Origin of the sequence: Rahnella sp. PAMC25559, assembly GCF_050632365.1 — a bacterium.
GTDB lineage: Bacteria > Pseudomonadota > Gammaproteobacteria > Enterobacterales > Enterobacteriaceae > Rahnella > Rahnella rivi.
Map to the genome: position 1 here is coordinate 1,702,334 of NZ_CP192543.1, position 23,253 is coordinate 1,725,586.

Annotated in this window: 21 protein-coding genes; 14 read left to right on the plus strand and 7 right to left on the minus strand. The window is 56.0% G+C overall.

Annotated elements, in window-relative coordinates:
* Positions 1–85: 85 nt before the first annotated feature.
* The 3 genes from fhuC to fhuB are packed head-to-tail and all read left to right on the plus strand — an operon-like array spanning position 86 to position 3,787.
* Positions 86–898 (plus strand): Fe3+-hydroxamate ABC transporter ATP-binding protein FhuC, encoded by an 813-nt coding sequence (gene fhuC / locus ACQZQY_RS09080; RefSeq protein ID WP_431296970.1) that lies wholly within the window; start codon positions 86–88, stop codon positions 896–898.
* Between the two features lies 1 nt (position 899).
* On the plus strand, positions 900–1,802 hold the full coding sequence (gene fhuD / locus ACQZQY_RS09085) for a Fe(3+)-hydroxamate ABC transporter substrate-binding protein FhuD (RefSeq protein ID WP_414071581.1): 903 nt from the start codon (positions 900–902) through the stop codon (positions 1,800–1,802).
* A complete protein-coding gene (fhuB, locus tag ACQZQY_RS09090; protein ID WP_056774783.1) occupies positions 1,799–3,787 on the plus strand; it encodes a Fe(3+)-hydroxamate ABC transporter permease FhuB in 1,989 nt (662 codons plus the stop codon). The genes fhuD and fhuB overlap by 4 nt, the downstream gene beginning before the upstream one ends.
* A gap of 80 nt (positions 3,788–3,867) precedes the next feature.
* Here fhuB and hemL read toward each other — a convergent pair whose 3' ends face one another.
* On the minus strand, positions 3,868–5,148 hold the full coding sequence (gene hemL, locus ACQZQY_RS09095) for a glutamate-1-semialdehyde 2,1-aminomutase (RefSeq protein WP_431296971.1): 1,281 nt from the start codon (positions 5,146–5,148) through the stop codon (positions 3,868–3,870).
* Positions 5,149–5,335: 187 nt separating this feature from the next.
* Here hemL and clcA point away from each other — a divergent pair, with 187 nt between their 5' ends.
* The gene (gene clcA, locus ACQZQY_RS09100; protein ID WP_056774792.1) at positions 5,336–6,799 is read left to right on the plus strand and encodes a H(+)/Cl(-) exchange transporter ClcA; all 1,464 of its coding nucleotides are present in this window, start codon (positions 5,336–5,338) and stop codon (positions 6,797–6,799) included.
* Positions 6,800–6,902: 103 nt separating this feature from the next.
* Positions 6,903–7,247, plus strand: coding sequence for an iron-sulfur cluster insertion protein ErpA (gene erpA / locus ACQZQY_RS09105; RefSeq protein ID WP_056774928.1), 345 nt, complete (start codon positions 6,903–6,905; stop codon positions 7,245–7,247).
* Between the two features lie 121 nt (positions 7,248–7,368).
* On the opposite strand, the gene ACQZQY_RS09110 is transcribed toward erpA, so the two are convergent.
* From ACQZQY_RS09110 to mtnN, 3 genes are all read right to left on the minus strand, one after another.
* Positions 7,369–7,614: a hypothetical protein gene (locus ACQZQY_RS09110; RefSeq protein WP_056774795.1), complete on the minus strand. Its 246-nt coding sequence runs from the start codon at positions 7,612–7,614 to the stop codon at positions 7,369–7,371.
* 334 nt (positions 7,615–7,948) lie between these two features.
* On the minus strand, positions 7,949–8,761 hold the full coding sequence (btuF, locus tag ACQZQY_RS09115; RefSeq protein WP_431296972.1) for a vitamin B12 ABC transporter substrate-binding protein BtuF: 813 nt from the start codon (positions 8,759–8,761) through the stop codon (positions 7,949–7,951).
* The gene (gene mtnN, locus ACQZQY_RS09120) at positions 8,761–9,465 is read right to left on the minus strand and encodes a 5'-methylthioadenosine/S-adenosylhomocysteine nucleosidase (protein WP_122096320.1); all 705 of its coding nucleotides are present in this window, start codon (positions 9,463–9,465) and stop codon (positions 8,761–8,763) included. Before mtnN ends, btuF begins: the two co-directional genes overlap by 1 nt.
* Positions 9,466–9,635: 170 nt before the next feature.
* Here mtnN and dgt point away from each other — a divergent pair, with 170 nt between their 5' ends.
* The 6 genes from dgt (at position 9,636) to gudD (ending at position 18,574) form a co-directional block, all read left to right on the plus strand.
* Positions 9,636–11,150, plus strand: coding sequence for a dGTPase (dgt, locus tag ACQZQY_RS09125; protein ID WP_056774931.1), 1,515 nt, complete (start codon positions 9,636–9,638; stop codon positions 11,148–11,150).
* Between the two features lie 206 nt (positions 11,151–11,356).
* Complete coding sequence (gene degP / locus ACQZQY_RS09130; RefSeq protein WP_431296973.1) at positions 11,357–12,799, plus strand: serine endoprotease DegP; 1,443 nt, start codon at positions 11,357–11,359, stop codon at positions 12,797–12,799.
* 228 nt (positions 12,800–13,027) lie between these two features.
* Positions 13,028–14,188 (plus strand): CdaR family transcriptional regulator, encoded by a 1,161-nt coding sequence (locus ACQZQY_RS09135; RefSeq protein ID WP_056774812.1) that lies wholly within the window; start codon positions 13,028–13,030, stop codon positions 14,186–14,188.
* Between the two features lie 308 nt (positions 14,189–14,496).
* A complete protein-coding gene (locus ACQZQY_RS09140; protein ID WP_056774815.1) occupies positions 14,497–15,840 on the plus strand; it encodes an MFS transporter in 1,344 nt (447 codons plus the stop codon).
* Positions 15,841–15,864: 24 nt separating this feature from the next.
* Positions 15,865–17,208, plus strand: coding sequence for an enolase C-terminal domain-like protein (locus tag ACQZQY_RS09145; RefSeq protein ID WP_414071575.1), 1,344 nt, complete (start codon positions 15,865–15,867; stop codon positions 17,206–17,208).
* Positions 17,209–17,236: 28 nt separating this feature from the next.
* On the plus strand, positions 17,237–18,574 hold the full coding sequence (gene gudD / locus ACQZQY_RS09150) for a glucarate dehydratase (RefSeq protein WP_431296974.1): 1,338 nt from the start codon (positions 17,237–17,239) through the stop codon (positions 18,572–18,574).
* A gap of 69 nt (positions 18,575–18,643) precedes the next feature.
* Here gudD and ACQZQY_RS09155 read toward each other — a convergent pair whose 3' ends face one another.
* The 3 genes from ACQZQY_RS09155 to ACQZQY_RS09165 form a co-directional block, all read right to left on the minus strand.
* The gene (locus ACQZQY_RS09155; protein ID WP_431296975.1) at positions 18,644–19,462 is read right to left on the minus strand and encodes a shikimate 5-dehydrogenase; all 819 of its coding nucleotides are present in this window, start codon (positions 19,460–19,462) and stop codon (positions 18,644–18,646) included.
* A 100-nt stretch (positions 19,463–19,562) separates the two neighbouring features.
* Positions 19,563–20,081: an AAA family ATPase gene (locus tag ACQZQY_RS09160; protein ID WP_431296976.1), complete on the minus strand. Its 519-nt coding sequence runs from the start codon at positions 20,079–20,081 to the stop codon at positions 19,563–19,565.
* 33 nt (positions 20,082–20,114) lie between these two features.
* Entirely contained in the window at positions 20,115–20,915 is an 801-nt protein-coding gene (locus ACQZQY_RS09165) for an isocitrate lyase/PEP mutase family protein (protein WP_431296977.1), read from the minus strand.
* Between the two features lie 91 nt (positions 20,916–21,006).
* On the opposite strand from ACQZQY_RS09165, the gene ACQZQY_RS09170 reads away from it, so the two are divergent.
* The 3 genes from ACQZQY_RS09170 to ACQZQY_RS09180 all read left to right on the plus strand — a co-directional run bounded on the left by ACQZQY_RS09170 (position 21,007) and on the right by ACQZQY_RS09180 (position 23,192).
* A complete protein-coding gene (locus ACQZQY_RS09170) occupies positions 21,007–21,897 on the plus strand; it encodes a LysR family transcriptional regulator (RefSeq protein WP_431296978.1) in 891 nt (296 codons plus the stop codon).
* A 52-nt stretch (positions 21,898–21,949) separates the two neighbouring features.
* Positions 21,950–22,603: a DNA oxidative demethylase AlkB gene (gene alkB, locus ACQZQY_RS09175; RefSeq protein WP_122096326.1), complete on the plus strand. Its 654-nt coding sequence runs from the start codon at positions 21,950–21,952 to the stop codon at positions 22,601–22,603.
* A 109-nt stretch (positions 22,604–22,712) separates the two neighbouring features.
* Entirely contained in the window at positions 22,713–23,192 is a 480-nt protein-coding gene (locus tag ACQZQY_RS09180) for a cold-shock protein (protein WP_431296979.1), read from the plus strand.
* The last annotated feature ends 61 nt before the right edge of the window (positions 23,193–23,253 follow it).

Below are 23,253 nucleotides of genomic sequence, written 5' to 3' on the forward strand. Positions count from 1 at the left end.
TTAGTTTGCATTAACGCTGTGAAATCCGGGCACGCTGGTCGTGCCCGTTTCCTGTTCTTAACCAGATGTCGACGCAGAAAATCTTATGCTTAATAACAACGTACCTCCGTCTTCCTCGCTGCCAGAAAGCGTATTCCGCCTGCAGGATGTCAGTTTTTCTGTCACGGGACGCACACTGCTGGCTCCGCTGTCACTGACGTTCCCTCAGGGACAAGTGTGTGGCCTGATTGGTCACAACGGCTCGGGTAAGTCGACGTTGTTAAAAATGCTGGGGCGGCATCAGTCGGCGACATCCGGCACGATTTTCCTCAATGACACGCCGCTGGCTCAGTGGGACAGCAAAGCCTTTGCGCGTCAGGTGGCGTATCTGCCACAACAACTTCCCGCCGCAGAAGGCATGACCGTGCAGGAGCTGGTGGCAATTGGCCGCTACCCGTGGCACGGCGCGCTGGGGCGTTTCAAACATCAGGATAAAGAAAAAGTCGAAGAAGCGATCTCTCTGGTGGGCCTGAAACCTTTCGCGCACCGTCTGGTGGACAGCCTCTCCGGCGGCGAGCGTCAGCGCGCCTGGCTGGCGATGATGGTGGCGCAGGACAGCCGCTGTCTGCTGCTTGATGAACCCACCTCCGCACTTGATATCGCCCATCAGAAAGACGTGCTGGCGCTGATCCAGCGTCTGAGCCGCGAAAAAGGCTTAACCGTGATTGCGGTTCTGCACGATCTGAACATGGCGGCGCGCTATTGCGACCAGCTGATGGCGCTGCGTGGCGGCGAGATGATCGCTCAGGGCGCACCGGAAGAGATGATGCGCGGCGACGTCCTTGAACAAATTTATGGTATTCCGATGGGCATTCTTCCGCATCCGGCGGGCGGTGCGCCTGTGAGCTTCGTATACTGATATGTCTGATTTTCCTCATTTTTCAGGAATAACGCGTCGCCGGGTTTTACAGGCGTTGGCGCTATCTCCGCTGCTGGCTTCTATGCCGACGTTTTCCGCATCAACACCCGATCTCAGCCGAATTATCGCGCTGGAATGGCTGCCTGCCGAGTTGCTGATTGCGCTCGGTGTCATGCCGATGGCGATTGCTGATATTCCCAATTATGAACTCTGGGTCGAAGAGCCAAAGCTGGCGCCGACGGTCATTGACGTGGGGCAGCGCACTGAACCCAATATGGAGTTTATCCAGCAACTTAAGCCGTCTCTGCTTGTGGTGACTCAGGGCTACGGCCCGAAAACCAGCCAGCTGGAATCCATCGCGCCGGTGGTGGATGTGAAAGCCAACGACGGCAGCGCCAAACCTCTGCAGCTGGCGATCCGTTCCCTGCACAAACTGGCGGATTATCTCGGTTTGCCGGAACGCGCGGAACAGCATTTGCAGCTCTATCACCAGCAACTGGCGAAAACCCGCGAGCTGATGAAACCGGCCGCCGGTCAGCCGGTGCTGTTAATCACCTTTATCGACACCCGCCATGTGCTGGTGTTCGGCCAGGGAAGCCTGTTCCAGGAAGTGATGGAGGAGGTCGGGCTGACCAATGCCTGGCAGGGCGAAGGCAGCTTCTGGGGCAGCGTGTCTGTCGGGATCGAACGTCTGGCGGCCATCAAAAATGCCCGCGTGCTGTGCTTTGATCACGGCAGCGCCGACATCATGGACGCCGTTGCGCCCACGCCTTTGTGGAAATCGATGCCGTTCGTTCGCAATGATCAGTTCACCGTGGTACCCGCGGTCTGGTTTTACGGTGCGACGTTTAGCGCCATGCATTTTTGCCGCATTCTTAACAGCACTCTGGGGAAACCGGTATGAACCGCCGCGCACTCAGCGTTTCGCTGATATTTTTGATTCTGCTGACGCTGGCGGCAGGTCTGCTCAGCGTTTACAACCTCCATCAGCAATTGCCTTATCACCAGTGGCGCAGCGCGTTGTGGCAGCCGGACATCGATGATGTTCAGCAGATGCTGTTCCATTACAGCTCGTTACCGCGTATCGCTGTCGCACTGCTGGCCGGTGCCGGTCTGGGGCTGGTCGGTTTACTGTTTCAGCAGGTTCTGCGCAATCCGCTGGCAGAACCGGCGACGCTCGGTGTTTCTGCCGGTGCGCAGCTTGGTCTGACTATTGCCACGCTGTGGGCGTTGCCGGGGGGCCTTATCACCCAGCAGTTCGCCGCCATGCTTGGCGCGGTGGTGATCGGCGTGCTGGTCTTCGGGATCGCCTGGGGTAAACGACTTTCGCCGGTGACGCTGATCCTCGCCGGGCTGGTGCTCGGTTTGTATTGCGGTGCGGTCAATGGCCTGCTGGGGCTGTTCAACTATCAGCGCCTGCAAAGTTTGTATATGTGGAGCAGCGGGGCGCTGAACCAGCAGGACTGGAATATCGCTTCGTTCCTGTTGCCGCGCGTGATCATCGTCTGGCTGCTGGCCTTCCTGTTGCAACGTCCGATGACCTTACTGGGGCTGGATGACGGTGTGGCAAAAAATCTCGGTCTGGGATTATCCGCTGCCCGCCTCGCGGTGCTGGCGCTGGCGATCCTGATGAGCGCCCAGCTGGTTAACGCCGTAGGCATGATTGGCTTTATCGGTTTATTTGCGCCGTTGCTGGCGAAAATGCTCGGCGCACGTCGCCTTTTTTCGCGGCTGGTCATGGCGCCGGTGATCGGTGCGCTGCTGCTGTGGTTCACCGATCAGGTGATGCAGTGGCTGACACAATACTGGATGGAAATACCGACCGGTGCAGCCACCGCGCTGGTCGGTGCGCCGTTGCTGCTGTGGCTGTTGCCGCGGCTGCGTAACAGCATGACGCCGCCACCGATGGATCAGGGCGACAACGTGCCCGATGAGCGTCAGCATCTGGTGCGCTGGGTGTCGCTTGCGCTGCTGGTGTTACTGGCGGGGCTGGCCGTCGCGCTGATGGCCGGGCGCAATGCCACGGGCTGGAGCTGGTCGACGGGCGCAGATTTACAGGCGCTGCTGCCGTGGCGTATGCCGCGGGTGATGGCGGCGCTGGCGGCGGGAATTATGCTGGCGTCATCAGGCGTGCTGATTCAGAAACTGACCGGCAACGCGATGGCCAGCCCCGAAGTGCTGGGGATAAGTTCCGGTGCGGCATTCGGTGTGGTGCTGATGATGTTCATTGTGCCCGGTGATGCCTTTGTCTGGTTGCTGCCCGCGGGCAGTGCCGGTGCGGCGATCACCCTGCTGGTGATCATGCTCGCCTCCGGTTTACGCAGCTTCTCCGCCGAGCGGATGCTGCTGACCGGTATCGCGCTGAGCACCGCGTTCAGCACGCTGCTGACGCTGTTACTCGCCAGCGGTGATCCGCGTATGGGTGGCCTGCTGACCTGGATTTCCGGTTCAACCTATTCCGTGACTTCTGATACCGCATGGCGAACGCTGGTGCTGGCTGCGGTGCTGATGGTGCTGGTGCCGTTCCTGCGCCGCTGGGTCAATATTCTGCCGCTCGGCAGTGTGACCGCGAAGTCTGTCGGAATGGCGCTGACGCCAAGCCGCATGGCGATCCTGATGCTGGCCGCCATCATGACAGCCGCCGCCACGCTGACCGTCGGGCCGCTGAGTTTTATCGGGCTGATGGCACCGCACATGGCACGCATGATGGGCTTTCGTCGGGCGATGCCGCAGTGGATGGTCGCCAGTATTCTCGGTGGCTTGTTGATGGTGTTCGCCGACTGGTGCGGCCGGATGTTCCTGTTCCCGAACCAGATCCCGGCAGGGCTGCTCGCGACCTTCATCGGTGCGCCGTACTTTATTTATTTGCTGAGAAAACAGGCGAAATAACGCCGGGACGGATGCAACAAAAAGGGGCCAGAAGGCCCCTGTGTATTTCAGTGTCTCCCCTGCACAGGGGCGAGCGGATCTTACAGCTTCGCGAAACAGCGACGTGCCGCGCTGACGGTGCGCTGGATATCTTCTTCGCTGTGCGCCAGCGACATAAAGCCTGCTTCGAAGGCGGAAGGTGCGAGATAAACGCCTTCTTCCAGCATCAGGTGGAAGAACTTTTTGAAGCGCTCAACGTCACACTTCATCACGTCCTGATAGCAGGTCACAGTATCTGCATCGGTAAAGAACAGGCCGAACATGCCGCCGACGTGGTTCACCACAAACGGAATGTTTTCCGCTTTCGCCGCATGCAGTAACCCTTCTGCCAGCTGGGTGGTGCGCTCATTCAGGGTCTGATGCACGCCCGGTTGCGCGACCTGTGTCAGGCAGGCAATACCGGCCGCCATGGCAATCGGGTTACCGGAAAGCGTCCCCGCCTGATACACCGGGCCGGTCGGTGCCAGTGCGTCCATCACGTCGCGGCGGCCACCGAATGCGCCGACCGGCATCCCGCCGCCGATGATTTTGCCCAGACAGGTCAGGTCCGGCACCACATTGTAATATTCCTGAGCACCGCCGAGCGCGACGCGGAAACCGGTCATCACTTCGTCGATGATCAGCAGCGCACCGAATTCATCACAGAGTGCACGCAGACCCGGCAGGAACGCCGGCAGTGGCGGGATACAGTTCATGTTGCCCGCTACCGGCTCAACAATGATACAGGCGATATCGTCAGGGAACTGTTCGAAAGCGGCGCGTACGGAATCCAGATCGTTATAGGTGCACGTCAGGGTGTGTTTGGCGAAATCCGCCGGTACGCCCGGAGAATTTGGCTGGCCGAGGGTCAGCGCGCCGGAACCGGCTTTCACCAGCAGGCAGTCGGCGTGGCCGTGATAGCAGCCTTCGAATTTGATGATTTTATCGCGATGGGTAAAGCCGCGGGCAAGACGAATGGCGCTCATGGTGGCTTCGGTACCCGAGTTCACCATGCGCACCATGTCCATACTTGCCACCAGTCCGGTAACCAGTTCGGCCATTTTCACTTCCATCTCGGTTGGCGCACCAAAGCTCAGGCCGCGCTGTGCCGCTTCAATCACCGCATTGCGAATGTCAGCGTTGTTGTGGCCGAGCACCATCGGACCCCATGAACCGACGTAGTCGATGTAAGCTTTACCATCGGCATCAAACAAAAAGGCACCGTCAGCGCGCTCGATGAATAGCGGGACGCCGCCGACGCCGGAGAAGGCACGTACCGGCGAATTCACACCGCCCGGGATTAGCGCTTGCGCCTGCGTGAACAGACTTTCTGACTTACTCATTACTCGGCTCCTGGTTTTCTTGATGCTGTATGACATAAGGGATAGCAATGCGCCCATTCTAGTGAACTGCGCCAGGTTATCAAACCGTAAACCGTCGCGGATTTTGTCCTGAGTCCTGTCAGGCGGCCATGTTGTATGATTTAATCCATAAATATTCCATTACCTTTTCTGTATTCCTCCTGATCCGATGAATGAATCAAACACTGATATGCCTGAGCCAGCCTCTGCGCATGGCCCGCGTAAACGCAGTGAAGTGCTGCGTATGTTCCTGCGCCGTGATAAAACGCCGGTCGCAATTCTGATTGTTGCTGCCGTGGTGGGAACCGTCGCCGGTCTGCTTGGCGTGGCTTTCGAAAAAGCGGTGAACGGGGTGATGGCCATGCGGCTTTCGGGCCTCAGTATTTTCAGCGATTACTGGATTTTAATGTGGCCGCTGACCTTTGTGGTGTCAGGCCTGCTGGCGATGTCCGGCTATTATCTGGTCCGGCGTTTCGCGCCGGAAGCGGGCGGCTCCGGCATTCCTGAAATCGAAGGTGCGCTGGAAGAGTTGCGTCCGGTGCGCTGGTGGCGGGTGATCCCGGTGAAATTCTTTGGCGGTATAGGCACGTTGAGCGCCGGTATGGTGCTGGGCAGGGAAGGGCCGACCGTGCAGATGGGCGCAAACGTCGGCAAAATGATGGCGGATATTTTCAGGCTGCGCAGCGCCGAAGCCCGCCACTCGCTGCTGGCTACCGGGGCGGCGGCAGGGCTTTCAGCCGCCTTTAACGCGCCGCTGGCCGGTATCCTGTTCATTCTCGAAGAGATGCGCCTGCAATTTCGCTACAGCCTGATTTCTATAAAAGCGGTGTTTATCGGCGTGATTATGTCGAGCATCGTTTTCCGGATTTTCAACGGTGATACGGCCGTGATAGAGGTCGGTAAACTGGCGAATACTTCGCTGAATACCCTGTGGCTGTTTCTGGTGCTGGGGATGGTATTTGGCGTGGTCGGCGTCAGCTTTAACGCGCTGATCTTTCGCACGCAGGATATGTTTGCCCGCATCCACGGCGGTAATCTGCGCAAGATCCTGATTATCGGCGGCGTGCTGGGCGGCGTCTGCGGCCTGATCGGGCTTGTTCAGCCAGAAGCGGCAGGCGGTGGTTTTGCGCTGATCCCGCTGGCGGCGGCAGGGCAATACGGTCTGATGATGCTGCTGTTTATCTTTTTTGTCCGCGTGGTGACCACGGTGCTTTGCTTTGCTTCAGGTGCCCCGGGTGGCATATTTGCCCCGATGTTAGCGCTCGGCACCTTGCTGGGTACGGCATTTGGTACCGCCGCGCTGGTCTGGTTCCCTGAATACGATATTCAACCGGCGACCTTCGCCATTGCCGGAATGGGCGCACTGTTTGCCGCCAGCGTGCGTGCGCCGCTGACCGGCATCGTGCTGGTGCTGGAAATGACCGACAACTATCAGCTGATTTTACCCATGATCATCACCTGTCTGGGCGCGACCCTGCTGGCACAGTTTTTGGGCGGTAAGCCCTTGTATTCAACCATCCTGACCCGCACCTTACAGAGGCAGGAACGCGAAAATGCAGAAAAAGCGCAGGCAGAATCTGTGGGTGAGAGCACCAATAAGCAGGACAGCGCCGCGAAAAATGCCCATACTTGAAGCATCAACTCAGGTATAAGATAATGAGTTCATTATTCAGACAGTCAATCTGGCGGCCTGAACAAATGCGGATTGGGAGTGAGAAATGATGAGTGAAGCGTTAATGAATGAAACAACCGCGTTGCCGTTACAGTTTACTGAGGCTGCGGCGCGTAAGGTGCAGAACCTAATTTCTGATGAAGAAAATCCGAATCTGAAGCTGCGTGTTTACATCACTGGCGGCGGTTGCAGCGGATTCCAGTACGGTTTTACGTTTGACGATAAAATCAACGACGGTGATATGACCATCGAGAAAGCCGGTGTGGCGCTGGTGGTTGACCCGATGAGCCTGCAATATCTGGTGGGCGGTTCGGTGGATTACACCGAAGGTCTGGAAGGTTCACGTTTTATCGTGACCAACCCGAATGCCAAGACAACCTGCGGTTGCGGTTCGTCATTCAGCATCTGATACGCGGCTGAGAGTTTCAGCAGCGTCAAAAAAGCCCGTCTGTGTATGCAGACGGGCTTTTTTAATGGGTTTATTTCCACTCCTAAAAGGCACTCAGGGTAAGTAAGTGCTTACAAGAGGATTACCACTCGACGGTCACCAGCGTGGAATCCACCTTGATGCCGGGCGCTGCTGCCAGTACCGTTTCACTGATATGTGGCGGGCTCATGCTGCGGTTGGCGCAGATCACGGAAGTGCCCGAATGCGCTGCGTTCACCTGGCATGAAGGTAAAATAGTCAGACTGATGTGGATCTCGCCACTTGTCATGCCCGCGACAGCCGCCAGCGGGCTCAGGGCGAGTAACGCACTGAGTAATAAAGCTTTCATTTCTGTTTCCTGCTGGTGTCGTTCAATTTTTAGAGCAATAAAATCAGCGTGGCTGATTAAAGTTATCGGTCTTATTTTTGCGGTCTTTAATCCAAAACGTTTCCGTCCGGGAGCGTCGCCGCTGAGTCGTCGTATCAGATACCGTTATTGTATTATTTCGTTTGTATAACAAAGAGATAATCTAAAGCGAAGGCAGTCATCGTACGAAGGATTTGACGACGCACATACTAACAGATAAAAGTGGCGGTTCATTGATTTTGGTTAATAAAGCAACGATTCAGAAAAGTGCCATAGCGGCGAGGGGCAAGAAAGTCACTGTACTGTTAGTGAGTATTCACCTCTGAGGCAGGGCCGCAATCCGGGGGCAAAGCTGTTGTGCTGCCAGTAAAATTCGCGGGCCTGCACGGCTGAACCAGTCTGAATCCAGCGTAATGACCTGTGCGCTGAGCAGTGAACGCCAGTAATCTTCAATAACCTGCTTTTGTGATGGTCCGCCCGCAACCACTATCACCTGCGGATGACGGTTCAACACCTGCTCCCGGCTGACCTGAGGCCAGGGGACACGGCTGTCTGCGAAAATGTTTTTGGCACCACAGAGTTCCAGCACTTCACTTTGCATCGTCGCCGATGAGGCGGTAAACAGCGGCTGTGTGCCGAACTGAATAAAAGCCGGCACCGGTTTCTCACGGTGATATTTCAGCTTAAGCGCCTGCCATTGCTGACGGAAATCCGTGGCAGCGTGCTGCGCGGTGGCGGGTTCGGCACTGTAGGGCGCCAGTTGTTCCAGCGCCTGGGCAATCTGCGCCGCATTTTGCGGATCGAGATACACCACGTTGATACCCAGCGAAGCCAGTTGCTCCAGCGGTCGCTGCGGATTGCCGCCGCGCCAGGCGAGCACCAGATCAGGTTTGAGCGTCACGATGCGTTCAACGTTGATGCCCTGCCAGTTCGCCACCTGCTCAATCTTTGCAGCCTGCGGCGGGTAGTCGGAGTAAGCACTCACGCCAACCAGCTTATCGCCCAAACCGGCGGCAAACGCCAGTTCTGTCAGATTAGGTGCCAGAGTGATCACCCGTTGCGCCGGGGCCGCCGCGGCCACCCACGGCAGCATCAGAAAACCCGAAACCAGACAGAACCGGCGCATCATCACTCTTGTGAATCAGCCAGCGTTTTGAGCATCGCATCCACCATCAGGGTGGATTGCTGCGCCGCGGTGACCAGAAACTCTTCGAAGCTCAGGTGCGATTCGCCGTCGGCGACATCAGAAATAGCACGCACCACCACAAATGGCGTATCAAACAGATGACACACGTGGCCGATGGCTGCGGCTTCCATTTCGACGGCTGCCACATTCGGGAAGGTGGCGCGAATGCGTGCCAGCGGGGCGGCGCCGTTGATGAATGCGTCGCCGCTGCACACCAGACCGCGCACGGCGTTCAAATCCAGCTGACGGATACAGGTTTCAGCCAGTTCGATCAGCGCCGGATCGGCCTTGAACGCCGCCGGGCAACCTGCCATCTGGCCGGGTTCGTAACCGAAAGCGGTCACGTCGGCGTCGTGATAACGCACTTCGTCAGACACCACGATATCGCCCACTTTCAGGGTTTTCGCCAGGCCACCGGCGGAACCGGTATTGATGACGACGTCTGGCTGGCAATGCTCCAGCAGCAACGTGGTACCCATCGCCGCCGACACTTTACCGATGCCGGATTTCAGCAGGGCAACGTCCACGCCGTGCAACTGGCCGGTATAGATTTCGCAGCCCGCGCGTTCGATAGTCTTGCGGTTAATGATTTTGTCGCGCAGCAGAGTCACTTCCTGCTCCATAGCGCCGATGATGCCTACTTTCATATGAATACTCGCAGATGTGGGTGAAATGGGCCGCAGCAGAGGCGGAATTGACGCTTTAATACCGAAAACAATGCGCGATAGTCTATCATGGCTAAAGGTAAGAGATAATGCGTTTGGGATGCGGGTTCCGCGTCTGCCGGGCGCGTGAGTGGCTGAAAGGGTGGAAAAGTATGTCCGGGATCGATTTTAAAGCGAAATTCAATTTTCAGCGTCCTTTCAGCTCGCCCATTGAGGCGCGGGATGAGTACGATGTGGTGCGTCAGTTTGAAAGCGATCGTGGCCGTATTATCAACTCCGCCGCGATCCGCCGTTTACAGCAAAAAACACAGGTTTTTCCGCTGGAGAAAAACGCAGCCGTCCGCAGCCGTCTGACCCATTCTCTCGAAGTTCAGCAGGTAGGCCGTCACATCGCCAAAGATGTGCTGCACCGTCTGCGCAAGCAAGGAAAGCTGGACACCTACGGGCTGACGGAGGTTACCGATCCTTTTGAAAGTGTGGTCGAAATGGCCTGTCTGATGCATGACATTGGCAATCCGCCTTTCGGGCATTTTGGTGAATCGGCGATCAATAACTGGTTTGGCAAACGCATGGATACCGCCAGCTGCGGCAAAGAATTTCAGCTGACGGATGCCTGCACTATCGGCTGTCTGCGTCTGGAAAAGAGCGCCGAACCGCTCAATGAACTGCGCAGTAAAATCCGCTACGATCTTTCCAATTTTGAAGGCAACGCCCAGGCGATCCGTCTGGTGTATACCCTGCTTAAACTCAACCTGACCTACAGCCAGACCGCCTGCATCCTGAAATACACCCGCCCGGCCTATTCCACTGAAAAATTGCCTTCGCATGATTATCTGATGAAAAAGCCCGGTTTTTATCTGGCAGAAGAGCCGTTTATCCAGCGTCTGCGAAGCGAGCTGGGGCTGGGCGAGTTCAATCGTTTCCCGCTGACGTACATCATGGAAGCGGCAGATGACATCTCCTATTGCATCGCCGACTTAGAAGATGCGGTAGAAAAGAACATTTTCAGCGTTGAACAGTTGTACGCCTATCTTTGTCGCGAATGGGGGGAGATCGAAAAGGGCGATTTCTTCGATAAAGTGGTGCGCACCGCCTATGAAAAAATGGATAAAGCCAAAACGTTCCGTAATCCGGTGGATTATTTCTTTATGGAGCTGCGGGTACAAACGGTGAAACAACTGGTGCCACACGCGGCGCGAAGATTCATTGAAAACGTGCAGGAAATTTATGAAGGCACCTTTAACCATGCGCTGCTGGAAGATGACAGTCAGGCAAATCGCTTGCTGGAAATTTATAAACGCGTGGCCTTCAAACAGGTATTCAATCATCCGGAAGTGGAAGAGCTGGAATTACAGGGTTACCGGGTCATCAGCGGTTTGCTGGATATTTACAGCCCGCTTCTCGATATGTCTTTGAAAGATTTTACTCAGCTGGATCAGGAAGATACGCACCGTGCTTATCCGATTGAAACCCGGCTTTTGCATAAGATATCGGCCAAGCATCGTTTAGCCTATACCAATGCCGTGGTGGGGCTGGAAGGCAAACCGGAGAAAGTGTTTGCGGCGCTGGAGTTTTATTACCGGGCAAGGATGTTACAGGATTATATCAGCGGGATGACCGATCTCTATGCGTATGATGAATATCGCCGCCTGATGGCCGCAGAGTAATTATCATTCACATCAAAAAGGAAGACTTCTTTATTCTTCTTTACGAATCTGTCTGAAAAACCATCTTTTGTAAATATCGACAATACTTTTTTACTATTAACCGATCGACCCTGATGAACTTCGCGCTATTAATTACATCTCAGTATCACGACTACCAAGCAATGCAACTATTTTGGTTGCCACAATAATTTTAAGAGATCCTGAAAATGAAAAAATCGAGTTTATTCCTGAGCGCATTAGCGTTAAGTATCGGTATGGCAATGGCCCCGGTTTCTTCTGCACTGGCTGCTGAAACAGCCTCTTCCAGCACGTCACAGCTTCCAAGCCTGGCGCCTATGCTGGAAAAAGTCATGCCCTCCGTGGTGAGCGTGAACGTTGAAGGCAGCGCCCCGTCCAAGACGCCGCGTATGGGCCAGCAGTTCCAGCAATTCTTTGGTCAGAACTCGCCGCTGTGCCAGGACGGCTCGCCGTTCCAGGGTTCACCTGTTTGTCAGGGTGGCGGTCAGGAAGGCCAGCAGCAAGCGCCTGAGCAGAAAGAAGATTTCCGCGCTCTGGGTTCCGGCGTCATCATTGATGCCGCTAAAGGCTATGTCGTGACCAACAACCACGTGGTTGATAACGCCACCAAAATCAGCGTTCAGCTGAACGATGGCCGTAAATTTGATGCCAAAGTGATCGGCAAAGATCCACGTTCTGACATCGCGGTTATCCAGCTGCAGGATGCTAAAAACCTGACCGCCATTAAAATGGCCGACTCCGGTCAGTTGCGCGTCGGTGATTACACCGTGGCCATCGGTAACCCGTATGGTCTGGGTGAAACCGTCACGTCCGGCATCGTTTCTGCGCTGGGTCGTTCTGGTCTGAACATCGAAAACTACGAGAACTTTATCCAGACGGATGCGGCGATCAACCGTGGTAACTCCGGCGGCGCGCTGGTTAACCTGAACGGCGAACTGATCGGTCTGAACACTGCGATCCTGGCGCCGGACGGCGGCAACATCGGTATCGGTTTTGCGATCCCAAGCAACATGGTGCAGAACTTGTCAAAACAGATGATCGAATACGGCCAGGTGAAACGTGGCGAACTCGGCATCATGGGGACTGAGCTGAACTCCGAGCTGGCGAAAGCGATGAAAGTTGACGCACAGCGCGGCGCGTTCATCAGCCAGGTGATGCCGAAGTCTGCGGCAGAAAAAGCGGGCATCAAAGCCGGTGACGTGATCCTGAACATGAACGGTAAACCGATCAGCAGCTTTGCGTCGTTCCGTGCGGATATCGGCACCATGCCAATCGGCACCAAAGTGACCCTCGGCCTGCTGCGCGACGGTAAACCGGTGAACGTCGATGTGACCATTGAGCAAAGTACACAGACCGCGAAAGTCGAATCCGGCAATATCTATACCGGTATTGAAGGCGCAGAGCTGAGTAACAATGCCGCTGCCGATAAGAAAGGCGTGAAAGTGGACGAAGTGAAAGCCGGTTCCACCGCGGCCCGTATCGGCCTGAAAAAAGGCGATGTGATCCTGGGTGTTAACCAGCAGAAAGTCGCTAATCTGGGCGAGCTGCGTAAAATCCTCGACACCAAACCTTCGGTGCTGGCGCTGGATATCTTACGTGGTGACACCTCAATTTACCTGTTAGCCCAATAATTCTTCATCCGTGAAATGATAAGGCACGCTCCGGCGTGCCTTTTTTATTTCTGCTTTGCCCCCGCCTCTCATCTTCGTTCCTGCGCGTCTCTGTGCAGGTGCATAAAACTGTGACTTTCCCCGCAACTTCAACGGGTTCTCCTGCTCTTTGGGCATTTGCATAATGTCTGGCTGACGGCGACTGAGTATGCTGGTCAAACTAACAAGAACAGCCAAGGCAGGAACCCCATGTCGGCGTATCATCTCGATGCAAAACTGGCGCAGCAAATTGTTGCCCGCACGATGCAAATTATTGATAGTAATGTGAATGTCATGGATGGCCGTGGAAAAATCATTGGCAGCGGCGACGATCAGCGTCTTGGCGAATTGCACGAAGGTGCTTTGCTGGCCATTTCACAGGAACGCATTGTCGATATTGATGAAGGCGTCGCACGGCATTTGCACGGAGTGCGTCCGGGTATCAACTTACCCCTGCGCATCGACGGCCAGATTGTCGGTGTGATCGGCCTGACCGGTAACCCGTTACAGCTGCGTCAGTACGGTGAACTGGTGTGCATGACTGCCGAAATGATGCTCGAACAGGCGCGTTTGCTGCACATGCTGGCGCAGGACAGCCGCTTGCGCGAAGAATTGGTGCTTAATCTTATCCGGGTGGACGAACTTTCTCCGGCATTGAAAGAGTGGGCGCAGCGTCTTGGTATTGATTTGAACCGTCCGCGGGTGGCGGCGGTGGTTGAAGTGGACAGCGGACAGCTGGGCGTGGATTCGGCGATGGCCGAACTGCAACAGCTGCAAACCTTGCTGACCACGCCGGAGCGCGACAACCTGATCGCGATCGTGTCCCTGACCGAAATGGTGGTGCTGAAACCGGCGCTCAACAGCTATGATCGCTGGGATCCGGACGGTCATCGCCAGCGCATCGATCATCTTTTGTCCCGCATGACCGAAACCGGGCGCCTGCGTGTGCGTATTTCTCTCGGCAACTTCTTCACCGGCCCCGGCAGCATCGCGCGTTCATACCGCACAGCGCGCACCACCATGACGGTCGGCAAACAGCGGATGCCGGAACAGCGCTGTTATTTCTATCAGGATCTGATCTTACCCGTGCTGCTCGACAGCCTGCGCGGCGGCTGGCAGGCCGACGAACTGGTGCGTCCGCTGGCGCGTTTAAAAGCCACCGACAGCAACGGCTTACTCCGTCGTACCCTGGCGTCGTGGTTCCATAATAACGTCCAGCCGACAGCCACATCGAAAGCGTTATATATTCACCGTAATACACTGGAATATCGCCTCAACCGCATCTCGGAATTAACCGGATTAGATTTAGGGAATTTCGACGACCGTCTCCTGCTGTATGTGGCGCTGCAATTAGATAATGATCAGATTTGAATATTATTCCGTTCTGAAAGTATTCTCCCTGAGGGTATTTTCAGGATGGTTTATCTTTTCGCTTTTTTTATCGGTGTGATGCTCATCACAGCCGTTTCATTTTTTGTGAAACAACTCGCATGGCGCTGGGCATTCGCCTCAAGATAAATGCATATATGCGTTGATGCCTGGCATTTTGCCTAATGAGTTGGTCACGGGTTGTTCTTATACTGGCAACGTTCCTTCCTCTCTGAACCCTACAGTTCTGTCGTGCGGAGGAATGGCTTGCCCTTCGGGTCGAGGCATTGTCATTAATTCCGGAGAACACCATGGAAACAATCGTTTCATCAGCCAGTGCCGTAAAAAAAAGAACGAATGCGCGCTACTGGATAGTGGTGATGTTATTTATTGTCACCTCATTTAATTACGGCGACCGTGCGACATTATCTATTGCCGGTTCGGCAATGGCGAAAGATATTGGCCTGGATTCCGTCGGTATGGGCTATATTTTCTCTGCATTTTCCTGGGCCTATGTTATTGGGCAAATACCCGGCGGATGGTTGCTGGATAAATTTGGTTCCAAGAAAGTTTATTTCTACAGTATTTTTATTTGGTCTTTATTTACCTTACTGCAGGGCTTTGTCGATGTATTCAGCGGCTTTGGCATTGTGGTTTCCCTGTTCGCTTTACGTTTCCTGGTAGGGCTGGCGGAAGCGCCGTCTTTTCCGGGCAACAGCCGCATCGTTGCCGCCTGGTTTCCGGCGCAGGAACGCGGCACTGCCGTCTCGATTTTTAACTCCGCACAGTATTTTGCCACCGTCATTTTCGCGCCAATCATGGGCTGGCTGACCCACGAAGTGGGCTGGTCACACGTGTTCTTCTTTATGGGTGGGCTTGGGATCATCCTGAGTTTTATCTGGCTGAAAGTGATCCACGATCCGAAAGATCATCCGGGCGTTAACCAGGCCGAACTCGACTACATGGAAGCCGGTGGCGCGCTGATCAACATGGATCAGAAAACCACTAAAAAAGCCGCCGTTAAAGGCGAAAAACTCTTCCAGATTAAGCAATTAATGAAGTCGCGCATGATGATTGGCATCTACATCGGCCAGTATTGCATCAACGCGCTGACCTACTTCTTCATCACCTGGTTCCCGGTATATCTGGTGCAGGCGCGCGGCATGTCGATCCTCAAAGCAGGCATGGTGGCGTCGGTTCCGGCGATCTGTGGTTTCCTCGGCGGAGTGCTCGGCGGGATCATTTCCGACTGGCTGATGCGCAGAACCAGCAACCTGACGCTGTCGCGCAAGGTGCCGATTGTGGTTGGCATGCTGCTGTCGATGTCGATGATTGCCTGTAACTACGTCGATACCGAGTGGATGGTGGTTGGCATTATGGCCTTCGCCTTCTTCGGCAAAGGTCTGGGTGCATTGGGCTGGGCGGTAATGGCTGACACCGCACCGAAAGAGATCAGCGGGCTGAGCGGCGGGCTGTTCAACATGTTCGGCAACGTTTCCGGCATCGTGACGCCAATCGCTATCGGTTACATCATCGGCACGACAGGATCCTTCAACGGCGCATTGATTTACGTCGGGATCCACGCCCTGCTGGCGGTGGTGAGCTATGTATTTATCGTCGGCAAAATCGAACGCATCCAGCTACGCCCGTTCTGATCCCCGGCACAGATAAGGAGACACATGATGAATACGCAATCCTCGCCGATCATCACTGACATGCAGGTGATCCCTGTGGCAGGGCACGACAGTATGTTGATGAATATCGGTGGCGCACATGGCGCTTACTTCACCCGCAATATCGTGATCCTCAAAGACAGCGCCGGGAACACCGGCGTGGGCGAAGCGCCGGGCGGTGAAGTGATTTACAACACGCTGATGGAGGCGGTTTCCCAGGTCAAAGGCCAGGAAGTGGCGCGGATGAACCGCCTGGTGCATCAGATTCACACCGGCAATCAGTCGTCGGATTTTGATTCGTTCGGCAAAGGTGCCTGGACGTTTGAGCTGCGGGTTAACGCCGTTGCCGCGCTGGAAGCGGCCCTGCTGGATCTGATGGGCAAGTTTCTCGGCGTGCCGGTGTGCGAACTCCTCGGGCCGGGCAAACAGCGTGATGAAGTGACGGTGCTCGGTTACCTGTTCTACATCGGCGACCGTCAGAAAACCGATTTGCCGTATCAGGAAGGAGAACGCGGCAGCCACGACTGGTATCACCTGCGCCATCAGGAAGCGATGAGCAGCGAGGCGGTGGTGCGGCTGGCCGAGGCGGCGCAGGATCGTTATGGCTTTAAGGATTTCAAACTCAAAGGCGGCGTGCTGCCGGGCGAGCAGGAGATCGACGCGGTGAAAGCGCTGGCAAAACGTTTCCCGGATGCGCGTATCACCGTTGATCCCAACGGGGCGTGGCTGCTGGATGAAGCCATTGATTTATGCAAAGACCTGCACGGGATCCTCAGCTATGCGGAAGATCCGTGCGGCGCGGAGCAAGGCTTCTCGGGGCGCGAAGTGATGGCGGAGTTCCGCCGCGCCACCGGTTTGCCGGTCGCCACCAATATGATCGCCACCAACTGGCGCGAGATGCAGCACGCGGTGATGTTGCAGTCGGTGGATATTCCGCTGGCGGATCCGCATTTCTGGACCATGCACGGTGCGGTGCGCGTCGCCCAGCTGTGTGACGACTGGGGCCTGACCTGGGGCTGCCATTCCAACAATCATTTCGACATTTCTCTGGCGATGTTTACCCACGTCGGTGCTGCTGCACCGGGTAAACCCACGGCCATCGATACGCACTGGATCTGGCAGGAAGGTAATCAGCGCCTGACCAAAGAGCCGCTGCAGATCGTCAACGGAAAAATCAAAGTGCCGGAAAAACCGGGGCTGGGCGTGGACGTCGACATGGATCAGATCCATCGCGCCCACGCGTTGCACAAGACGCTGCCGACCGGGGCGCGCAACGATGCTGCCGCGATGCAGTATCTGATCCCCGGCTGGACATTCGATCGTAAGCGCCCGGCAATGGGGCGCGGTTAACGGAATCTGAATTCACTAAGGAGTAAGCATGACCTCTTCATCTGCACCTAAAATTGTCTCCATGCAGGTCATCCCGGTGGCAGGGCACGACAGCATGTTGCTTAACCTCAGCGGTGCGCACGCGCCGTTTTTCACCCGTAACATCCTGATCCTCAAAGACAGCAGCGGCAACACCGGCGTCGGTGAAGTGCCGGGCGGCGAGAAAATCCGCCAGACGCTGGACGACGCCGCGCTGCTGGTGATCGGCAAAACGCTGGGCGAATACAAAAACGTGATGACTGCGGTACGGGAGAAATTCGCCGATCGCGATGCCTCCGGTCGTGGATTACAGACTTTTGATTTGCGTACCACTATCCACGTGGTCACCGCCATTGAAGCAGCGATGCTGGACCTGCTCGGCAAGCATTTGGGCGTGACCGTGGCGTCGTTGCTCGGCGACGGTCAGCAGCGTGATGAAGTCGAGATGCTCGGTTATCTGTTCTACATCGGTGACCGCAATAAAACGTCGCTGGGCTATCAGAGCCAGCCGGGCGAGAGCTGCGACTGGTATCGCCTGCGCCACGAAGAAGCGCTGACACCCGCAGCGGTAGTGCGGCTGGCGGAAGCCGCGTACGAAAAATATGGCTTCAATGATTTCAAACTCAAAGGCGGCGTGCTGGCGGGCAGCGAAGAAGCGGAAGCCGTGACGGCGCTGGCGCAACGCTTCCCGCAGGCGCGGATCACGCTCGATCCGAACGGTGCCTGGTCGCTGAATGAAGCCATCGCGCTGGGTAAACAACTGCGCGGTGTGCTGGCGTATGCCGAAGATCCGTGCGGCGCAGAGCAGGGCTTCTCCGGGCGTGAAGTGATGGCGGAATTCCGTCAGGCGACCGGCCTGCCGACGGCGACGAACATGATCGCCACCGACTGGCGTCAGATGGGGCATACCATCCAGCTTAAATCGGTGGATATCCCGCTGGCGGATCCGCATTTCTGGACCATGCAGGGGTCAGTGCGCGTGGCACAAATGTGTCACGAATGGGGTCTGACCTGGGGCTCGCATTCCAACAATCACTTTGATATCTCGCTGGCGATGTTTACCCAGGTGGCTGCTGCGGCACCGGGCAAGATCACAGCCATCGACACGCACTGGATCTGGCAGGAAGGCAATCAGCGCCTGACCAAAGAACCGTTGCAGATCAAAGGCGGCAAAGTGCGGGTGCCGGAACAACCGGGTCTGGGCGTTGAGCTGGATATGGATCAGGTGATGAAGGCCCACGAACTCTACAAAGGCATGGGCCTCGGTGCGCGTGATGATGCGCAGGGCATGCAGTTCCTGGTGCCGGACTGGAAGTTTGATCCGAAAAGGCCGTGTCTGGTGCGCTGATCGCCGGGTGGATCCGCGCCATTAAAAAAGCCTCTCGTCTGAGAGGCTTTTTGTATTTATCACGCGGGGTTAACTGCGCGCATGTACCGCTGCCGCTTCAATCTGTTCATCTGACGGGCGCACGCCGGTGTACAGCACGAATTGCTCGACGGCCTGTAATGTCGCGACTTCCGCGCCGGTGATCACTTTCTTACCGTGATCGCGACCATAACGGATCAGCGGCGTTTCTGCCGGTAAGGCAACAACGTCAAAAACGATGCTGGCGCGGTCGATCACCGCCGGTTCGAAGGCCAGTGAATCCACTTCCGGGCCACCGGCCATGCCGATTGGCGTGACGTTCACCACCATATCGACGGCCAAATCGCCGACTTCTGCTTGCCATTCGTAACCGTATTCTTCTGCCAGGGCGCGGCCATTGGCTTCATTGCGGGCAATAATGTAGCCCTTTTTGAAACCGGCATCACGGATGGCGGCAACCACCGCTTTGCCCATGCCACCGCTGCCGCGCAGTGCGAAAACGGCATCGCGCGGGACTTTGTGGCTGTCGAGCAGTTTAGCGACCGCAATGTAATCGGTGTTGTAAGCGCGCAGGAAGCCGTCATCATTGACGATGGTATTCACCGACTGAATGGTGGTGGCGGAAGGATCCAGTTCATCGAGGAAAGGAATGCAGGCTTCTTTAAACGGCATCGATACCGCGCAGCCGCGGATGCCCAGCGCACGCACGCCTTTGACAGCGGCTTCGATGTCTTTGGTGGAAAAGGCTTTATAGACGAAGTTCAGGTCTAACGCCTGATACAGGCTGTTATGAAAACGGGTACCGAAATTTCCCGGACGACCGGAAAGGGACATACACAACTGCGTGTCTTTATTGATTTCCCGACTCATTATGTTCTCCTGATAGGGTATTTAAATCTTCTCGAACCATAGCTGAAACGATACAACCCTACAATAATCCTCTTCCCCGCCCGGCTGAATAATGGCGGCGCTAAGCGTGGATGATTACGTTAAAACCTTCTTCCGGTTCCGGCGCAACAAAGTGACGGGATATCAGCTCAAACTGCTCATCGGTGACGCTAAACGGGTGCGTTCCGGCCTGATTGCGTGCCCGCAGCCGGGCTTTACACTCGTCTTCCGGCACGTTCAGATAATGCAGGCGGTGGTCTGCGCCCGACGCCGTGATGAGGCTCATCATCCACTCGCGGTTTGCCACCGTATTGGCCGGGAAATCCAGCACGACCGAGACACCGGCTTTGAGCAGGGAAATGGCATGAGGCGCAATGGCTTGCCTGAGTCTGGCGGCACAGCGCAGATAATCCGCCACGGTGTGCATCTCATCCTGATAAAGATGAGCAAGCCAGGTGTCTTCACTCAGCACCACAGTGCCGGGCGGGCTTGCCAGATTGCGGGACAGGGTGGATTTTCCGGAGGCTATTTTCCCGCATAAGATATGCAGAACCGCCTGATTTTCGGGCATGACATTGTCGGGGCGGGCTGTGGAATTCATCTTACCTCTCATGTTCAGTCGGGGTCTGCGTCGTTAAAACATCGCATTAATTTCTGAATAAGGCGCGGCTTTTTCCAGCATCGGCATCATTTTATCGTGTTGTAAAAATCCGCTGACTAACTGCGCATGGTGCGCCCATAAGGTTTGCGGCAACCAGGAACCGGCGCTCAGGCGGCGTACGCCAAGGGCTGCGAGATCGCTGACTGGCGGCAGTCCCGGCCAGACCGCTACGTTGAGCAGCAAACTTGTGCCCTCGGCAATGGCGCGCATTTCCCCTGCCTCCGTCAGCCCGAGCACGAAAAGCCCGTCGGCACCGGCACTGCGGTAACTCTGCGCCCGCGCCATCACTTCATCCGCTTTATCCGCGGCGCAAACCAGGTGACGGGCGTACACATCGGTGCGCACGTTGATATACAGATCTACGCCGCAGCGGATACTGGCGGCTCTGATGGCCTCGATTTTCCGGCACAACGCATGCGGATCGCCTGCGCCGTCCTCAATATTGATGCCCACCACGCCCGTATCCATAAACCGTGAGACGGTTAACGCCACCGTGGCCGGAATATCGCTGTAGCCACCCTCAATATCCGCAGAAAGCGGCACCGAAATCACCCTGGCGATAGACGCCGCGCGGGCGACATAGTCTTCCACCGGCAACTGATTGCCGTCGCGATACCCCAAAGACCACGCGACGCCCGCGCTGGTGGTGGCAATTGCCGTGGCACCCAGACTCTCTGTCTGGCGTGCGCTGCCCGCATCCCAGACGTTGGGCAATTTCAGCGGGGCTGCTTGCAGATGAAGTTCGCGAAAGACGCGGGCAGACGTGGTTTTCATAAAATGTTCCTCAAAAAAGAAACATTCTAATCATGCTGAATTTTCTTGATAATAGCCGGAAATAACATTCATTCATTCCGTGGGAGCATCAATGAACGCGCCGTCGCTGCACTTAGTTCAAACGTTTGTTGCGGTTGTTGAACACCATAGTTTTGCCCGTGCGGCCCACGCGCTCGGCATTACGCCGTCGTCGGTCAGCCGTTTTATCAAGACGCTTGAACGGCAACTGGGCGCGACGTTACTCAACCGCACCACGCGGGCGATGTCGCTGACCGAAAGCGGAAAACGGTATTTTGCCGAATGCCATCAGGCACTTTCGCAACTCACTCAGGCAGCTGACATGGTGCGTGACGAGCAGACGTTACCCTATGGCGCACTGGTAGTCAGTGCGCCGGTGGCGTTCGGTCATACCCATCTGGTGCCTTATCTGAGTGAGTTTCTGGCGGCGTACCCGCAGGTGCAACTGGATCTGCATCTGACCGATGACTACGTAGATTTGGTGAGTGAAGGCATCATGCTGGCATTTCGCATCGGGCGTATGAAGGATTCGTCGCTGATCGCCCATAAATTGCTGGAGAACCGGCGGATCCTGGTGGCCGCGCCCGCCTACCTGAAAAAGCGTGGCGTGCCTGAGGTGCCGGAAGATCTTTATCAGCACGAGTGCATTGTCTCTTCGGCCAGTCAGGATGGGGTGCTGTGGCGGTTATTTTCTGCCGGTGAGGAGCGCACGCTGGCTCCGAAAGGATCGGTCAAGGTCGATAATGCCGATGCCGCACGCAGGCTGTGTATGGATGCGCACGGCATCGCTTTTCACTCGGCGGTCACCATGGCAGCGGCCATAGACGCAGGGGAATTGGTGCAGATATTGCCACAATGGTCCGGGCGTGAAACCGGTGTTTACTGTGTGCGGCCCAACCGGCGTATCGGCCCGGCAGCACAGGGGCTTCTCGATTTTTTAACCGCCCGCTGGCAGCAAAAATGACGATCTGGCGACATCCGTTATACTTAACGGACAGGCAAACGCGGAGGCTGACATGAATTTAGATCTTTTTGATCACCCCGATTTCCACCCCAACTGGCGCGAAGATCTGTGCCCCGGCGCGGTGGTGCTGCGCGGTGCGGCGCTGGCAGAGGATGTGGCGTTGCTGGCGGAGATCGACCGCATCGCCGGGCTGGTGCCTTTTCAGTATCGCGCGACGCCGGGCGGTTACGCGATGTCAGTGGCGATGACCAACTGCGGCGATGTCGGCTGGGTGACGGATAAAGCCGGTTACCGTTATCAGGCCATGTCGCCGGAAAGTCATCAGCAATGGCCGCCGATGCCGGAACTGTTTCGTGCTGTTGCGGTGAAGGCGGCGGAGCAGGCAGGGTTTACGGGGTTTGACCCCGACGCGTGCCTTATCAACCGCTATCAGCCGGGGGCGAAAATGAGCCTGCATCAGGACAAAGACGAGCACGATTTCGGCCAGCCGATTGTCTCTGTCTCGCTGGGTTTACCGGCCGTTTTTCAGTTTGGCGGCCTGGAGCGCAGCGATAAAACCCAGCGCGTGCCGTTGCTGCATGGCGATATTGTGGTGTGGGGCGGGCCGTCGCGGCTGCGTTATCACGGCGTGTTGCCGCTCAAAGCAGGCGAACATCCGCTGACCGGATCCTACCGGTTTAACCTCACGTTCCGTAAAGCGACGTAATTCCGCAGGCATCAGGCTGTAAAGCACAGGACTTTGTTCTCATTCTGCTTTACACTGCCGCCCTGCAAAAACTGACATGTTGAATAAATAATTACTTAGGCGGTAAGCGATGAACGGCGTAATCACAACCTGGTTTGAAGATAAAGGTTTCGGTTTTATCAAAGATGAAAACGGCGATAACCGTTATTTCCACGTGATTAAAGTTGCAAACCCTGAGCTGATTAAAAAAGATGCAGTGGTCACCTTCGAGCCGACCACCAACAAAAAAGGCCTTTCTGCCTTTGCGGTGAAAGTCGAGCCGGAGAGCAAATACATCTTTATCGCCGGTGAGCGCATCAAAATCACCAGCATCAAATCTTTCCTGGCGTTTAATGAAGAAGTGCCGGGAGAAGCGAAGATCGACAAAGAAAACGCCGTGCTTTCTGTTGGCCTGCTGATGAACCGTATCCGCCCGCAGGAAGAAGAGAAAAAAGCGGAGATGCGCACCATGAAAAAGCTGCTCATCACCACCTTCCAGAACAGCACTTATGTGTTCACGGAAGATGAAATTGATGTGGATGCCACCATCAAAACGCTGAAAGCGCTGTAAAAACGGCGTCTGAAACCGGTGCGCACTCGCTGCACCGGTTCTGTTTTCCCCTTTCTTACTA

What these genes read in the sequence shown, in the direction of transcription:
- mtnN (WP_122096320.1), bottom strand. Translation starts at nt 9,465, where the DNA reads ATGAAAGTAGGCATCATCGGCGCTATGGAGCAGGAAGTGACTCTGCTG.
- ACQZQY_RS09110 (WP_056774795.1), bottom strand. Translation starts at nt 7,614, where the DNA reads ATGAAAGCTTTATTACTCAGTGCGTTACTCGCCCTGAGCCCGCTGGCG.
- fhuC (WP_431296970.1), top strand. Translation starts at nt 86, where the DNA reads ATGCTTAATAACAACGTACCTCCGTCTTCCTCGCTGCCAGAAAGCGTA.
- ACQZQY_RS09180 (WP_431296979.1), top strand. Translation starts at nt 22,713, where the DNA reads ATGAACGGCGTAATCACAACCTGGTTTGAAGATAAAGGTTTCGGTTTT.
- clcA (WP_056774792.1), top strand. Translation starts at nt 5,336, where the DNA reads ATGAATGAATCAAACACTGATATGCCTGAGCCAGCCTCTGCGCATGGC.
- alkB (WP_122096326.1), top strand. Translation starts at nt 21,950, where the DNA reads ATGAATTTAGATCTTTTTGATCACCCCGATTTCCACCCCAACTGGCGC.
- ACQZQY_RS09170 (WP_431296978.1), top strand. Translation starts at nt 21,007, where the DNA reads ATGAACGCGCCGTCGCTGCACTTAGTTCAAACGTTTGTTGCGGTTGTT.
- ACQZQY_RS09160 (WP_431296976.1), bottom strand. Translation starts at nt 20,081, where the DNA reads ATGAATTCCACAGCCCGCCCCGACAATGTCATGCCCGAAAATCAGGCG.
- erpA (WP_056774928.1), top strand. Translation starts at nt 6,903, where the DNA reads ATGAATGAAACAACCGCGTTGCCGTTACAGTTTACTGAGGCTGCGGCG.
- ACQZQY_RS09145 (WP_414071575.1), top strand. Translation starts at nt 15,865, where the DNA reads ATGATGAATACGCAATCCTCGCCGATCATCACTGACATGCAGGTGATC.
- ACQZQY_RS09155 (WP_431296975.1), bottom strand. Translation starts at nt 19,462, where the DNA reads ATGAGTCGGGAAATCAATAAAGACACGCAGTTGTGTATGTCCCTTTCC.
- ACQZQY_RS09135 (WP_056774812.1), top strand. Translation starts at nt 13,028, where the DNA reads ATGTCGGCGTATCATCTCGATGCAAAACTGGCGCAGCAAATTGTTGCC.
- ACQZQY_RS09165 (WP_431296977.1), bottom strand. Translation starts at nt 20,915, where the DNA reads ATGAAAACCACGTCTGCCCGCGTCTTTCGCGAACTTCATCTGCAAGCA.
- fhuD (WP_414071581.1), top strand. Translation starts at nt 900, where the DNA reads ATGTCTGATTTTCCTCATTTTTCAGGAATAACGCGTCGCCGGGTTTTA.
- dgt (WP_056774931.1), top strand. Translation starts at nt 9,636, where the DNA reads ATGTCCGGGATCGATTTTAAAGCGAAATTCAATTTTCAGCGTCCTTTC.
- btuF (WP_431296972.1), bottom strand. Translation starts at nt 8,761, where the DNA reads ATGATGCGCCGGTTCTGTCTGGTTTCGGGTTTTCTGATGCTGCCGTGG.
- ACQZQY_RS09140 (WP_056774815.1), top strand. Translation starts at nt 14,497, where the DNA reads ATGGAAACAATCGTTTCATCAGCCAGTGCCGTAAAAAAAAGAACGAAT.
- degP (WP_431296973.1), top strand. Translation starts at nt 11,357, where the DNA reads ATGAAAAAATCGAGTTTATTCCTGAGCGCATTAGCGTTAAGTATCGGT.
- hemL (WP_431296971.1), bottom strand. Translation starts at nt 5,148, where the DNA reads ATGAGTAAGTCAGAAAGTCTGTTCACGCAGGCGCAAGCGCTAATCCCG.
- gudD (WP_431296974.1), top strand. Translation starts at nt 17,237, where the DNA reads ATGACCTCTTCATCTGCACCTAAAATTGTCTCCATGCAGGTCATCCCG.
- fhuB (WP_056774783.1), top strand. Translation starts at nt 1,799, where the DNA reads ATGAACCGCCGCGCACTCAGCGTTTCGCTGATATTTTTGATTCTGCTG.